The 14,044-nt window shown below is 62.9% G+C and carries 11 protein-coding genes; 6 read left to right on the top strand and 5 right to left on the bottom strand.

The genetic code is table 11. The annotated features are described in order from the left end of the window. Positions 1-39: 39 nt before the first annotated feature. Positions 40-2,904 carry a dermonecrotic toxin domain-containing protein gene (locus RYH74_RS06030; protein ID WP_317409098.1) on the bottom strand — a complete coding sequence of 955 codons (2,865 nt, stop codon included), beginning with the start codon at positions 2,902-2,904 and terminating at the stop codon, positions 40-42. Further along, positions 2,901-5,654: a dermonecrotic toxin domain-containing protein gene (locus RYH74_RS06035; RefSeq protein WP_317409099.1), complete on the bottom strand. Its 2,754-nt coding sequence runs from the start codon at positions 5,652-5,654 to the stop codon at positions 2,901-2,903. Before RYH74_RS06035 ends, RYH74_RS06030 begins: the two co-directional genes overlap by 4 nt. A 234-nt stretch (positions 5,655-5,888) precedes the next feature. Between RYH74_RS06035 and RYH74_RS06040 the strand changes: the two genes are divergently transcribed. From RYH74_RS06040 to RYH74_RS06065, 6 genes are all read left to right on the top strand, one after another. Further along, on the top strand, positions 5,889-6,464 hold the full coding sequence (locus tag RYH74_RS06040) for a GNAT family N-acetyltransferase (RefSeq protein ID WP_013973573.1): 576 nt from the start codon (positions 5,889-5,891) through the stop codon (positions 6,462-6,464). Positions 6,465-6,539: 75 nt separating this feature from the next. After that, positions 6,540-7,262: a TenA family transcriptional regulator gene (locus tag RYH74_RS06045; protein ID WP_013973572.1), complete on the top strand. Its 723-nt coding sequence runs from the start codon at positions 6,540-6,542 to the stop codon at positions 7,260-7,262. A gap of 23 nt (positions 7,263-7,285) precedes the next feature. Then, positions 7,286-8,515: an MFS transporter gene (locus tag RYH74_RS06050; protein WP_024087451.1), complete on the top strand. Its 1,230-nt coding sequence runs from the start codon at positions 7,286-7,288 to the stop codon at positions 8,513-8,515. A gap of 50 nt (positions 8,516-8,565) precedes the next feature. Further along, the gene (locus RYH74_RS06055) at positions 8,566-9,831 is read left to right on the top strand and encodes an aminotransferase class I/II-fold pyridoxal phosphate-dependent enzyme (protein WP_317409100.1); all 1,266 of its coding nucleotides are present in this window, start codon (positions 8,566-8,568) and stop codon (positions 9,829-9,831) included. Next, positions 9,824-10,051 carry a hypothetical protein gene (locus RYH74_RS06060; protein WP_085588993.1) on the top strand — a complete coding sequence of 76 codons (228 nt, stop codon included), beginning with the start codon at positions 9,824-9,826 and terminating at the stop codon, positions 10,049-10,051. The genes RYH74_RS06055 and RYH74_RS06060 overlap by 8 nt, the downstream gene beginning before the upstream one ends. Positions 10,052-10,371: 320 nt before the next feature. Next, a complete protein-coding gene (locus RYH74_RS06065) occupies positions 10,372-11,049 on the top strand; it encodes a dienelactone hydrolase family protein (RefSeq protein ID WP_178076911.1) in 678 nt (225 codons plus the stop codon). An 11-nt stretch (positions 11,050-11,060) separates the two neighbouring features. Here RYH74_RS06065 and RYH74_RS06070 read toward each other — a convergent pair whose 3' ends face one another. From RYH74_RS06070 to RYH74_RS06080, 3 genes are all read right to left on the bottom strand, one after another. Next, entirely contained in the window at positions 11,061-12,032 is a 972-nt protein-coding gene (locus RYH74_RS06070; RefSeq protein ID WP_023663289.1) for a GlxA family transcriptional regulator, read from the bottom strand. A gap of 91 nt (positions 12,033-12,123) precedes the next feature. After that, positions 12,124-12,465 (bottom strand): EscU/YscU/HrcU family type III secretion system export apparatus switch protein, encoded by a 342-nt coding sequence (locus RYH74_RS06075; RefSeq protein ID WP_075045906.1) that lies wholly within the window; start codon positions 12,463-12,465, stop codon positions 12,124-12,126. After that, positions 12,462-14,018: a flagellar hook-length control protein FliK gene (locus RYH74_RS06080; protein ID WP_317409101.1), complete on the bottom strand. Its 1,557-nt coding sequence runs from the start codon at positions 14,016-14,018 to the stop codon at positions 12,462-12,464. The genes RYH74_RS06075 and RYH74_RS06080 overlap by 4 nt, the downstream gene beginning before the upstream one ends. Between the last annotated feature and the right edge of the window lie 26 nt (positions 14,019-14,044).

Below are 14,044 nucleotides of genomic sequence, written 5' to 3' on the forward strand. Positions count from 1 at the left end.
CGGCCCCTGATACAGTGGCCGCGCAAGCCCGTCCGGCCGTCAGTAACCCTGTGCGTTCCCCGCCATTGCTACCTCTTCCAGGGGTAGCAACCGCAGCTCTGCACGCCGTTGTGCTGCTTCATCCAGCAGCGCGTCGTAGTTCAGGGTCTGCATGTTTGCCAGGTCCGCCACCTGCCTGAAGGTGTAGAGCTCAGGTAGACGTTGGTCGATTACATGGTTGAGCACCGCGGGCCCGGTCAGCGTGTTGAGCCTTTCGGTATAGGCCTGGAATGCCGCCGCATGCTGCCGCGGCGGTTTGGGAGCCTCGTAGAACGCCTGGCCCTCCGGGGTGAGGTAACGGCCCAGGATCTCGTCGGAAATGGCGTTCAGCACCGGATTGCCAGCACGGCTGCCAATCATGCTGGTGTTGTAGCTGGTATACATGCCCAATTGCGCATTGCACACCGGGCTCCTCAACAGCAGCCCGTCGAGGGGCGTGGTGAGCGGTACGCTGTCGATCTTTGCCCGCAGCTGCCCGGTTGCGTCCGGCTCGACCAGCAGATGGTCGTCGATATCCAGGTAGATGCCCCCTTCGCTGTGCAGGACGCGGTAGCGCAAGATGTCGGAGGCCGAGGAGAAGTTGCTCGCCACACCGCCATTCCCTTCCAGCGCAGCCTGGTACTGGCCGAAGTATTCACTTGCCTCGAACTGGCGATAGAAGGTCTGGTGCTCCAGCACAGCCACCTTCAGCCCCTCGGCGATGCGGGGCTGCAGCAGGGTCATGTTGCGTTCGAATGCCCGAGGGTTGGCGTTGGAGAGGTAGAGCTTGAGCGTGAAATCGCTGTTGCGCAGTGCCTGCACGTTGTTGTCGAGCGCAGCCAGGTAATCACCGGCGATCGTCCTGTCACCCAGCCAGATGTGAAATACCTGCCTGGGGACGGGTATGCCTGGTGCAGTCCCCAGGGCGTCGAGGTCGACGGGCAGCTGCAGATCGATACCCAGTGCCCGCAGCGTACGCGAGCGCGATGCCGGGCTGATTTCCCGCAACGGGTCCGTATCGGGCAGCAGCCGGCTGATCGAGGGCTGCAGCGGATCGGCGCTGGCCACATAGTGCTGGGCGCCGCGTGTGCCGTTGGGGTACTTGAGCACGAAGCTGTCCTGTCGGGCGTCGTAGTAGAGCGGGTGCGGGCCATTGCCCACATCGCCGATCAGTTCGTCACCCGTGCCGAATGCCCTGCGCCGCGTTACGCAGCGGGCAATGTGTGAATCGGCGCCGGACCAGCTGGCGGCTACCTGGTCGCCCGCTACTGCCAGGTCCTGGAAATAGGGTGTCATCGCAGGCCCGGGCCAGCGTGGCGGCGAGACCGGGCTCAGCGGGTAGCCTATGCGGCCATTGAGCCTCACCGGTTTGATGAAGCCAATGGGGCGTTGGCCGAACAGCGCCTTGCTCGCCTTGACTCCACGCGCCAGCCCCGGGGCTGCGTTCAGCAGGCCGAACACGGCCTGCTCCGCGCCTTCGAGCTGTTGGTTCAAGTCCTTGCCGTGCAGCGCCTGGTCCAGGCCCACTGTAAATTGGGCCACCCCGGCCACGGCAGCCAGGGGTAGCAGTCCGGGAACCACCAGCAGAAACGGTGTGGCCAGGTTCATGGTCAGGTAGAAATAGCTGCGCCATGCGGCCTTGGTCACTTCACTGTCGCGCGTGATCAGGAAGTCGGCGTCGGATTGGCTGCGTTGACGTTGTGCCACCGTCAATGCCTCGAACAGGTTGTATTCGATGCGTGGGCTGGAGGTGTCTGCCTTGTAGTTGATCAGGGTATGCGGGTTCCATACCCTGGCCAGGCGATACACGCTGGTTGCAGGCAGGATGATCTGGCGGGGCGGGAAATCGCCCATGCCCTGAAGTACCCGACGCAACCCCGACCGGCCGATCCTGTCCGGAATATCGCAGGCCCTGAAGTGGGCAAGCAGGGCCGCCCGTTTGTCGGCGTCGCGGCACTGCCTGGCAAGCCACGCACGCATGGCGCCCGGGTTGGCGAACTCATGCAACGGCGCCGCATTGCCCGGTATGTACAGCAAGGTCAGGCGGCTGCGCGTATCGCTCAGGCAGAGGATGTCGCTTGATGGGTAGCCATTGATATTCAGCAGCCTGGCGTCTACCCCGTTGGCACTGAGGCTGGCGCCGTGGTGCCAGCGTTCCACGCCTGCCGCCCGCCACGCCAGGCTGCGCCCCTGTTCACTGAGGTTGCCCCGCAATGCCTGCCGGTTGCAGGCAGCGAGGAATGCGATGCATGCGCTGACGCTGTACTGGCTGGCGGCATGAGCCCAGAAGTCATCGAGCTGGCGTTTGAATACGCCCTGGAAGTCGAGTTGCCAGATGAAGGACTGGAAAGTCGTGGCGTCGAACTGGACATAAGTGCTGGCGTCGTAGCGCATGGGTGCGGTTCGGCGAAAAAGGCCGTGGAATTCGGTGTGCACATCGATGTCGTGGTCCAGGCCGCTTCCTGGCAATTCATCGACGATCGTCACCTGACCATGGCTGAAGGCCTGGGCCCAGGGCGCTCGACCGTGTGGCAGGGACAGCTCCGGCAGTACACCTAGCAGGTCGACGGTGGCCGTCCCGCCTCTTAGCAGTAGCTGCGCGGTCTGCTCGGCAACCTTGGAGTAGCCGCTTTGCTGCCAGTTGCCAAGCAGCGCTTCGGTCAGGCTCATTTGTTGGACGACCTTGGCCAGCCAGCCCCGCTTGGGAACGAATTTGCAATGCAAGGTCACCGCAAGCGTGTTGTCGGGTTCCACATCCAGCCGCTGCTGGCTGGCCCATTCGCGGATGGCTGCACTGGCACTGCGGTCAGGACGAGGCACCGAACCCAGCATTGCCTTGACGTAGTCTTGGCCGGCTGCGCCGACCACAGGTTGGCGCTGGGTCATGTTCGGCTCCAGGAATGGTTGCCGCCGACAGTGGCGAACCGGTTCAGGGGCAGGAGCGTACGCACCGAATCGCGCATGCGTGGCAGATCGACGAACCGGTAGGCATTGATGCGCGGCATCCCATAGAGATTGGTGAGCTGGCGCAGGATACGCAGGCTCGGCAGTTGCCGATCGACCACGTCGCTGAGCAGGGCAGGGCCGGTGAGGTAGCTCAGGCGGCTGGCATACTCATAGAAGCTCCCCGGGTCTTCAGCCAGGCTGGGCTTGCTGTCGTAGAAGTCGCGATTGAGCTGGTAACGTGCGTACATCTCTTCGGAAATGGCCTCCAGGGTGGGGTTGCCGGGGTGGCTGCCGATAAGGCTGGAGTTGTAGAGGCTGTTCATGCTCATCTTTTCATTGGACATGGGCGGTACCAGCAGCAGCCCATTGGCGTCCGTGCTCAAGTCGACCTGATCGATGGGTTCACCGGCGGGGCCTACCGGTTGGCCCTCGATGATCAATGAGTATTCGCCTGGCGCGAGCAAGGTGTCATCGACATCCATGTACAAGCCACCTTCGTGGTGCAACATCGGGTAGCGCAGCACATCGCATGCCGATGCATAGTTGCGGGCAACACCGCCGTTGCCATCCAGGGCCGCGTCGTACTGCGCGTAGTACCTGCTTTGGCGGAAAGCCCTGAAGAAGGCCTGCTCTTCCAGCGGTAGCACCTGCAAGCCCGGGGCGTGAGTGGCCAGGAGGCCCAGGTTTTCGGCGTAGGCCTGCCGGGCAGTGCTGGAAAGGAACAACCGTATGCTGTATTCGCTGCCTTGCAACCGCGCTGCGTTCTGGCCCAGGTTGGCCAGCAGCTCCGGGCCGATGATCTGGTCACCGACCCACAGGCAGGAGATGTGTCTGGGTATTGGCCAACTGCCCGGCGCTCTGGCCGGCACCTGTAGCGGCAATGGCAGGTCCACGCCCAGCGCCCGCAAGGTACGACTGCGCATCGCATGGGTCACCACGCGCCCTTGTGGCGCGGGGCGCAGGTTCCGGCTGCCGGGTACCGCCACGAAGCCGACAGGGTCGACCTGGTTCAGGTCTTCGGCCCGAATGAATACGTCCCGCTCCATGTCGTAGATCATCCTGGCGTTGTAGCCATCGATGTTCGCTGCCAGGGTGTCTGGTTCACCATCGTACTGGGGCGTACGAATGACTGCGTCGGCAACCGCCTGGTCACAGTCAGGCAGTGGCTCTATCGGGTCGGTGATGTGGAAGTAGCGTGCGCCCTCGGGCTCGGGGAAGCGCGGTGGCGAGAGCGGGCTCAGGGGGTAGCCGATCTGCTCATTCAGCCGCGTCGGTGGTGCGAAACCCTCGACCTTGAATTCGAACAATGCCTCGGCCCTTGCGGCAGCGCCTGCCGCCAGGGGCAAGGCGTTGAACAGGCCCCAGGTGATGTTGCCGATGCCTTCCTGCTGCTGCTGCAGTGACTTGCCGTTGATTGCCTGGTCGAGCCCCAGGCCAAGCTGGGCGATGCCGCCGATGGCCAGCAGCGGCCCCAGGCCGGGTACCACCAGGCACAGTGGCGCCAGCAGGTTGAGCGTAGTGGCCAGGTAGCCACGCCACCTGGCCTTGATGACTTCGCTGTCAGCCGTGATCAGAAACGCGGCATCGTCGTAGCTGCGCTGACGCTGGCGCTCGGCCAACGCCTGGAACAGGTCGCCCTTGATCCTTGGGTTGTACTTGGTAGGTCGATAATTGACATAGGTCTGCGGCGGCCAGGTGCCGTCGTCGTTGAAATAGCCGTGTTCGGGTGGCAGCAGATGACGTTCAGGGTAGGCGCCCAGCCCCTCCATGGCAGTGTCCAGGCCGCTGAAGTCGAGGCCTTGCGGGCAATCGGTCAAGCGAAAGTGCTGTTTCAGGGCCTGGCGTTTGGTCGGGTCTTTGCATTGTTCGCCGACCCAGGCCTTCAATTCTCGTTCGCTGCTGAACGTCAACAACGGTGAGCTGTTGCCAGGAACATACAGCACTGTCAGGTCGGTAGCGGGGTCGTTCAGGTACAGCAGGTCGGTTGCGGCATAGCCGTAGATGCTCAAGGTGCTGCGTCGCAGCCTGTTGCGCCGAGGCATCAGCCCGGCCGCTTGCCAGACCAGTTGCCGTGCAGGCTCGCTGAGGCTGCCCTCGCTGACCTGTCTGTTGCAGGCTGCGATGAAGTTGAGCTTCAGCGCCAGCCTGTGACTGTGCAGATGGTCACGCCAGTACACATCCAGCGCCGCCTTGAAAGGCTGCTGGAAGTCCAGGTTGCTGATGAACTGCTGGAAGGCTTCGGCGCTTACCGGCAGATGGGTGGAAGCGTCGTAGCGTTGCGGGGCAGTGCGCCGGAACAGGCCGTTGAATACCTCGAAGGGGGCCCCGTAGTGATTGAAGCCGGGTGCCGAGAGGGTTTCCACCAACCGTAGCGGGCCTGCGGGTAATGCACCGGCCCAGGGTGCTTGCAGCAGCTTGCCGAACATGTCACTGGCCGACTCGCCCTGCCAGTTGCCCAGCAGTGCCTGGGGCAGGCTGGTGCGCTGGCTGATCGCGGCCAGATGGCCACCTGCACCGTCCGGGCAGTAGTGGAGGGTAACGACGTCGAGCTGGTCTGGGTCCAGGTCATGGCCTTGCTGCGCGAGCCATTGGCGGATGGCGCGGTTGGCTTCACGATCGGGGCGGGGCACATGGCCGAGGTGGTCTATAACGTAATGCGTGCCCATCACGTTGATGCGAGTCGAATGCATGGGGGTACCTTGCGCTGAGATGAAGCCGGCAAGGTTGAAGCAGGGGCACGAAAAGACGGTGGTAGATATGTCGGTACGGCGCCTGGCCGATCTCGTCACCCCCTGGCCCTCGGGTGCTGATGGCATTTTGGTCGTGGATGTCACTATCCTTCCGCTTCCTGTCCGGTTCCCTTCTTACCCGGCATCGCACTTAAACGTTTAAATCCCAGCTTGTACGCACAAGGGATTTACGCAATGAACACCCTCTCTTCAAAGCAGGTGGCCCCTGGCGAGCCACAGTTGCAGTGGTTGCGTCAGGCCGACAGCGATACCGCGCCGGCCATCATGCAACTGATCAACAGCACGGTTGGCGATGGCGGTGTTCTGGGTTACGAGCACGAGATGTCTGCCGGGCAGAGCGTCGAATTCACGGCCTCGTTGCAAGAGCGCATCCATGGCGGCAATACCCATGTCCTGCTCGGCCAGGCAATGGCGGGGCCGGCCTGCCTGGTCATTGTTTCGCGCAGCAGCATGCCGAACTGCCGGCATATTGCCGACCTGAGCAAGGGCGTGGTGCACCCGGCCTATCGCGGGACCGGCCTGGTGGCACGGGCTTTCAGCGAAGTCGTGCGCCTGTGCCAGGCCCAAGGTATCGAGCTGTTGACCCTGGATGTACGCGAGGGCACCCGTGCACACCGGTTATGGCAAACCTTCGGCTTCCAGACCTACGGCGTGCTGGACGACTACGCACGTGTCGATGGCGTGAAGCATCGCGGCCATTACATGGCCCAGCCCGTGGAAAGCCTTGCGCTGCGACTCAACCTGGACTGAGTTGCCCTTCGTCGACTCTGCCTGTGGCCATCGCGGTCAACGGCACCTGCCTCTCTCACCCAAGGAACACCCTGAATGGCCTTATCTACTGCAGCCTTTCGCGATCAGCTGGAGCAGAAACTGCACCACCATCTGACCCTGTCCCACCCGATATTCAAGGAACTGCTTGCGCCTGAGGGCAACAGGCCGCTGCTGCGCAAGGTCGCGTTGCAAGGCTATCAGCTCACCAAGTACTTCCTGACCTATGTCGAGCATTTGTTCTTTCATTGCCCGTTGCCTGCCCACAAGCGGGCACTGATCACCAATTGTTTCGAAGAAGAAACCGGCCGGCTTTCCCGCACCGACAACCATGTCGTGCTCATGCAGAATTTCCTGAGGGCGCTCGGCATCAGCGATGCCGAGCGTGATGCCGAGCAGCCGCTGCCAGCCACCTGGGAACTGATCGATTTCCGCCTGCAGGCGGTACGTGACCCGGCGCGTTATCACATTGGTGCGGCAGCAGTGATGATCGCCAGCGAAGGGCAAAACCTCGAGACCGTCGCTGGAGATGCACGGCATGTGTTGCTGGGGCGTGCCTATGGCCTGGCCGAACAAGACTTGCTGTTCTTCTCGGTGCACCAGAAGGAAGACGTGGGCCACGTCAATGAAGGCTTGGACCTTGTCTCGCAGTTGTGCAGCACGGCGCAGATGCAAGAAGAGGCGTTGCAGGCTGTAGACCACACCTGCCAGCTGTTCTACGCAATGTACGAAAACATGTACCAGGCGTATTGCCGAGCTCCGCAGGCCGAGGCGGTGTAATGCCCACACGATAAGGATTGGCCATGAAACAGAAATTCAGCTCTACCTTGATCGTCTCGGTGCTGGTCGTCGGCTTCGTGGTGATGTTTCTGTCCAGCGCCTTGAAGGGGTTGTACCAAGTCTACTTCGTCGACCTGGCCTCCCACTTTGGCGAGGGGCGCGCAGCCTTGGCTACCGCAGGATCGCTGTTCGTCCTGACCATTGGCCTGGTATCGCCCGTGGTGGGGTGGCTGAGCGACAGGGTTGGGCCCTTGAGCACGGTGGCCCTGGGCAGTGTCAGCGGCGGGGTGGTGCTGCTGGGCGTGACATTCGCAGGCACGCACCTGCTGGTGTTCACCCTGTTGTATGGCCTGCTCGGCGCCTTTGCCCTCGCTGCGATGACCTATGTACCCATGGGTATTCTGGTCGATCGCCTGGTCGCTGAACGGTTCAAGGCCTTCGCTTTCGCATTCGTCACCAACGGCACCTCCATTGGCTTCATCGTGCTGTCGCCGTTGTGGATCATGCTGCAGCAGAGCGTGCCCTGGCAGTCGGTGTTCTCCTGGGTTGGCCTGATCTTTCTGGTGCCTTTGAGCCTGGCGCTGTATTGGGTATCCCGCACCGTGCCGTTGAAGCCCGACCCGCAGGCGGCAAAGGTCAGGCATCCGGTAATGTTTCTGCTGCGTGACCCGCGCTTCTTCGTGCTGGCCCTCAGTTTCGCCAGTTGTGGTGCCACCATGGCGTTCATCGATGTTCATCTGGTGTCGTTCTGGCAGGGTGAGGCGCTGCCCAGTTCGGTGCAGGCCAGCGGCCTGAGCCTGTTAGGTGTGCTGGAACTGGTCAGCGGCCTGCTCGCGGGTTGGTTGGCTACCCGCTACAACAAGGGCCTGCTGCTGATGATGTTCTACCTGCTGCGAACCGCTGCGGTCATCGTGCTGCTGACCACGCCCGGGCCCCTTGGAACCTACGTGTTCGCTGTGCTGTTTGGCGCCAGTTACCTCGGAACGGTGGTGCTCACATCTGCCTTCTGCTTCGCGCTGTATGGCGCCGAAATCAAAGGCAAGGTGTTCGGGATGCTGTTCCTGGTACATCAACTTGGCGCGTTGGTGGCCACGCAGCTGGGCGCACTGGATTTCGACCGGCATCAAAGCTATCAGCTGACCTTGGCCGGCCTGGCCACGGCCACGGCGGTGGCTGCCCTGGCATCGTTGTGGCTGATAGCGGTTCGCCCATCAAGCGAAACCCTGGCTGCTCAACTCGCTGAACCTGAATAGTCCACCAATCAATTGCGCATTGTTCAATGCAAACAAGGAGGCGCAAAACCATGCAATCGACCGTGATTGGCCTGGATGATTTCGACGCAACTGATTTCAATGCAACTGGGGCACTGCATGCTCACCGGGTCAGCGACCTGTCCGATGTGTTCTGCGAGCCGTTGGCCATGACGTCCGCCTATACCTTCGCTTCAGCGAAAGAGGCTTGCGAGCGCTTCAGCGGGCAACAGCAGGGCAATGTATACAGCCGCTTCACCAACCCGACCGTTCAAGCGTTTGAAAGCCGTGTGGCGGCGCTCGAACACGCTGAAAGTGCAGTGGCGTTCGCTTCCGGCATGGGCGCTTTCACCGCGCTTTGTCACGCCTTTCTCCAGCAAGGCGACAACATCGTCTGCAGCCGTGACGTGTTCGGCACTACCGTCAATGCCTTCAGCTACTACATGGCCCGCTTCGGGATCGAGGCCCGGTTCGTCGATTTGACAGACCTGGCGCAGTGGAAGTCAGCAATCGACGGCAGGACCCGTCTGGTGGTGTTGGAGTCGCCCTCCAATCCGCTGCTGAAAATCGGTGATATCCGCGCCGTAAGCTCCCTGGCACATGAAAAAGGGGCGTTGCTGGTGGTGGACAACACCTTGCTGACCCCGGTTTTTCAGCGGCCACACACACTGGGAGCGGACCTGGTCATCCACTCCGCTGGCAAGTACATGGATGGCCAGGGGCGTGCATTGGCGGGCGTCGTGACGGGGTCGCAAAGCCTGATGCAGGTGTTGCGGGGTGTTCTGCGTACCTTGGGCATTTCTTGCAGCCCGTTCAACGCCTGGCTGCTGCTCAAAAGCCTGGAAACCCTCGAAGTCAGGATGATGCGGGCACAGCAGAGCGCCTTCGAGCTGGCCCGCTGGCTTAGCCATCAGGAGCTGGTGACCGCGGTGCATTACACCGGCCTGGAGCACCACCCCCAGCATGCATTGGCATGCCGCCAGCAGGACGGCCATGGCGGACTGTTGGCTTTCGAGATCGTCGGGGGCCAGGCCGCAGCCTGGCAATGGATTGACCAACTGCGTTGCGTGGCGCGCTGTACCAACATTGGCGACACCCGCAGCATGGTCACGCATCCAGCTACAACCACACACGGGCGGCTGGACGCACAGGCGCGGCATCAGGCGGGTATCTCGGATGGTTTGATCAGGTTGTGCGTCGGCCTGGAGCGTGTGGACGATATCAAGGCCGACCTGCAACAGGCTTTCCAGGCCGTGTCCTTGCAAACATCCATGGCAGCGCCGGTCGGCCATAACCGGAACGCGGTGTTCAATGGCTGAACTGCTCGCTTCAGGATTCGGCATTGGCGTGTTCGCCGTGGGCGTGCAGATCCTTGCATTGATCGCGGTGTATGGCACGGCCTGCGCGAAGGAAGTGCGTTTCTATGCCGTGGCTTTCGCATTGGCGAGTTGCGTGATGGCAGGCATGGCGATGCTCGACCCATTGGCATTCACCCAATGGCATGTCGACGGCCTGGCAGTAATGGCGATGTGCGGATGATGCCGGGCGCCGTCAATTTTCGATAACGGGTGCCGGTTCAACACCCGCTCATGACGTTCAGGGGTAACCAGATGTTCAAAGTAATGGCCATCAGCTTGGTGCTGGGCTGTGCCCTTCAGGTCGCAACGGCTCGGGCTGAGGTCGCTGCCACCAATAGCGGCACCGTTGCCACAGTCAGCAAACGGCTCGTCTCTTTCTATAGTCAGCCACTGCCATCCGCCGGCAAGGCGATACCGATTCGGGTTCCGGCGGTGTTGTCGTTGCCGGCCAAGGCCGCGGGCCCGGTACCGGCTGTGATCATCCTGCATGGCTCGGCGGGTATGGATTCGCGTGGTCCCTTGCATGGCGGTGACCTCAATGCCCGCGGCATCGCAACGCTGGAGTTGGACATGTGGGGCGCGCGCAGGCTCACTGGCGGTGCACAAGGGCGGCCGCCACGCGTGCACGATACCCTGCCGGACCTGGCAGGCGCCCTGGCTTACCTGGCCAAGCAGCCTGGCGTCGACGGCCAGCGCGTGGGAGTGCTCGGGTTTTCCTGGGGGGGTGTACAGGCCATGCTCGCCGCCTCTGCGCCCATCAACGACGAGCTGGAGCAAGCCTCAGGTATTCGCCCCATCTCGATGGCAGCGTTTTACCCCGTGTGCTGGGGTTACAACCATGTGCCAGGTTATACCTTCAAGCATCTGGCCCCGGCTCGCTTGCTGGTGCTGGTAGGCGAAAACGACCAGTACGACGATGACCCGCGTGCCTGCCCGTCGCTGATTTCAAACCTGCCCAGCGAAGACCAGGCGCGTGCGCAGGTGCTGGTTTACCCCGGCGCAGAGCACGGTTTCAACGGGCTGGAGGCCGCCCAGGAGTATCAGGACCCGTTCTTGCACCGTGGTCAGGGCGGCGTGGGGCGTTCGGCACCTGACCCGGCGGCGCGCGACGCTTCGCGCCAGGCCGTGGTGGAGTTTTTCACCGAAAGCTTCGCCCCGACTGCGATAAGCGAGCGGTAGCAGTCGAAAATCTAGGCGCGCTCGTGGGCGAGAGCATGGCGAAACTGCAGGGGCGGTTGCGGCATTTCCTGGCGCCATGCCAAGCGAAAGGCATGGCTGCTGCCGTAGCCGCAACGCTCGGCAATCTGTTCCACGTTGAGGTGGCTGCTGCGCAAAAGCTCACGGGCCAGGTCGATGCGTTGGGTGCGCAGGTAGCTCTGCAGCGTTTGACCGGTATTGTCGCGGAACAGCCGCGCCAGGTGCCGGTAGCTGACATTGAACTGGCTGGCCAGTTGTTCGAAGCTGAAGTGGGTACCCAGGTGTGCATCGATGTAGTCTTGGGCCGCATGCACCAACGGGTGGATGTGATTGCGCGCCAGGTCTGCCGCGCGCAGCTGCACATCTTCGCCAGCGCGGCGCCGGTAGATGACCAGCTCCTGCGCCACCTGGTTGGCCACGACCTTGCCAAATTCCAGGCTGACGATGTGCAGTGCCAGGTCAGTTCCGCTGGACACGCCTGCCGAGGTGAACACGCCATCGTCCTCGACGAACAGGCGGTTCTCCAGCACCTTGGCTGCTGGGTAGCGCATTCGAAGCAAATCGACGTAACGATGGTGCGTGGTGCACTGTCGGCCATCCAGCAAGCCAGCTTCGCCCAGCAGGAACGCACCGGTGCATATGGAGCACAGCTTTATATCCGGCGTTTGCCTGACCACCTTCGCCAGCCACAGGGCGGTGGCGGTCAATATCGCTGTTTCGGCGGGTGTCGCAGAGAGCTTGTTGCCCACCACGAACAGCAAGTCCTGCGGTGCGAGCCGCTCAGGCAGCTGGTGCAGGCCACTCAGTGTCACGCCCTGAAAACTGCTGACCTGTTGTCTGGCGGCTATGCAACGTACGTTGACCGGTGCCAGCTGGAGTTCTTCGAGGCTCGCCATGATTTGTAGCGGGCCGCCTAGATCAAGGATGTGGGTGCCCGGGAGCAGCAAGAACCAGATGGTACGCATTACAGTATTCCTTACATCGCCAAGCGCCTGACCTTGAACGGCACGTTACCAATATGGCGCAAAAAGGCAATTTGCATGGATACCATGGCGGTCAGGCGCCTTCGCCTCCGGGCAGCCTTCCGAGCAGCGGTGGGGTAGGCCCTGGGGCGGCAGGTTCGTCATCGAAGCCCGCAGGCACTTTGCCCCGCAGGTGCCAGGCAAAGGCAATGATTTCGGCAATGGTCAGGTACAGCGCCTCCGGTATCTGGTCCCCCAGCTCCAGGCGCGCCAGCAGGCGCACCAGCTCGGCATTTTCGTAGATCGGCACTTCGTGCTCGCGGGCCAATGCCAGGATGGCCTCGGCCAGCGCATCGTCGCCCTTGGCGGTGAGGGTAGGGGCTTGCTGCCCGTCGTAGAACAGGGCAATCGCCTGCCGTGCAGGTTGGTGCGTCATGCGTTCTCATCCACCCAGCGTTGTTCAACCCGCGTACGCGGGCCTTGTGGCGGGATACCAGGATGGCATTCCAGATCACCTACATCCAGGCCCCGCGCCAACAGGCGTTCGCGCAAGCTGCCGAGCTGGCTGTCGATCAGCCGGGCTGTAGCCTCGCGTTCCGCCCAAAGCTGGCCACCCAGGCGGCCTTGGCTCAGTTGTGCCTGGACCTGCACCGGGCCAAGGGGCGAGAGGTCGAAAGCCAGCTCGATACGCCACAGGGCTTGCAGCGGGTCGGCTGATTCCTGCTGGCGGTCGGCTTGCTGTTGTGGCGTTTCCTCGCGTTGCAGCTTGACCTGCAACGGGATGAACTCCTGGCCGTGACGGATCGGCACTTCGGTTTGCCAGGTGGTCTGCAGGTTGCCGTTTTCCAGGGTACCGGTTTGTTGCAGGCTGCTCATGGCGTGGCTTTGCAGGCGCGACACGGCAGCGGCGGCCAGGCGCAGAAGTTGTTGCAGGTCGCCTTCGTCTTCCATGGCCTTGAGCAGGCGCGACGGCAGCGGGAATGCGCCCGGCTGCGGCTTGGGGCTGACCCGTTCGAGCATGCCCAGCGCGCTGCGGGCCAGGGCCGGCATGGTTACGGCCAGGCTGGCGGGCGCCAGGTTGGGCGCCCCGGGTGTGCTGGCCGGCGCGACGGTGATCAGCCGCAGCAAGTGCGCCTTGAGGTCGGTGGCGACGCTGGCCGGGAGGCCGCCCAGCAGTTTGGCTTCGAGAAAGGTACCGCTGTTGTTCAGGGCTTGGGCCACTGCCTTGGCATCACCCAGTTGCCGGGCTTCCGGCAGGCCCGCCAGCAGGCGTTCGGCGCTGGCTCGCAGTTCGCCATCGGCGCCCGGGTCGCGGGTCACCTGTTGCAGGGCATTGAGCAGGCCGGGCAGCGAAGCCTGGCGGTTTTGCTGGGTCAGCAGCTGTTGGGCAATGCTGAGCTGGTCCTGGCGGCCGCTGAGCGGTACGAAACGCAGCGACTGGTCGCCCTGCACCAGCGCGCTGAGCAGGCTACCGACGGCCAGCGGTCGAGGGCTGTCCACGCTCAGGGTTGCGCCGGCCTGGGCACTGTTCAGCAGGCTGACCAGCGCCCGGTAGACGGCGGGCTGGCCGGGGGCCTGGGCCAGCGCCTGGTTGGTCAGGACCTTGCCCTGCAGCAGGGTGCCGACCGGCACCTTGCTGGTGTCCAGCTGGGTGAGGGTGGCGACCTGGCTGGCGCTGGCCTGCTGCAGCATGATCGCCAGGCGGTTGCTTTCGGTCTGGCTGACCGTGACCTGGCTACCCTGGGGCAGGGGCTGGCTGGCGCTGGCTTGCAGCTGGGTCTGGGTGCCGTTGGCCTGCATCAGCCGCAGCACCAGCTGAAAGTCCTGGCCCACCTGGCGTAACGACATGACCTCGGCCTGCGCGGTCTCGCCGGGGGCCATCAAGCCGGGCTGCGGTTGCGTCAGGCGCAGCAGTTCGCCGGTCATGCCCGCCTTGATGGCCTGGGGGCTGATCGCGGTTTGTGCGCCGAGACTATTGATTTCAGTCATGATTGTATACAACCTGTCGAGCCCGC

This window comes from Pseudomonas sp. LSJ-87 (assembly GCF_032971465.1).
Classification (GTDB): Bacteria; Pseudomonadota; Gammaproteobacteria; order Pseudomonadales; family Pseudomonadaceae; genus Aquipseudomonas; species Aquipseudomonas putida_Z.